This window comes from Streptomyces sp. BE303, assembly GCF_036290945.1.
Taxonomy (GTDB): Bacteria; Actinomycetota; Actinomycetes; order Streptomycetales; family Streptomycetaceae; genus Kitasatospora.
The window spans coordinates 1-356 of record NZ_JAQYWZ010000764.1; the positions used below are offsets into that span (position 1 = coordinate 1).

At 68.3% G+C, this 356-nt stretch carries 1 protein-coding gene; it reads left to right on the top strand.

Annotation, left to right across the window (positions count from 1 at the left end; translation table 11 throughout):
* Positions 1–22: 22 nt before the first annotated feature.
* A partial coding sequence (locus PUR56_RS22765) for a hypothetical protein (protein WP_329950275.1) occupies positions 23–356 on the top strand: 334 nt, incomplete at its 3' end.

A 356-nucleotide genomic window follows, 5' to 3' on the forward strand; every position in this document is an offset into this window, starting at 1 on the left:
CACCTGGAACTCCCTGCACGTCGTGAGCCTCGGTCTCGACGCAGTGGTTTACGTCGCGGACGTCAACTCATACCGCGGCTCCTGGAGCTACGGCGAGGCCACCTCCGTTATCGGCCTGCCCTCCGCCCTTGCGATCAGCGAGCTCTCCGCCGCCGGTATAGGCTGGAAGCTGCACGTCATCGACTTGCGCGACGAGCGACTGTACGTTGGCAGCGGCGACTACGGCGCCGGCTTCTGGGCGGGCGGGCTCGACCTGACCTCCGCCGCCGGGCCGCTCGGGCCGATCGACGACGTCTCCGCCGTCGCCATCGGCAACAAGCTCCACCTGTACGCCCTCTCCCGGCGCTGGATGTACA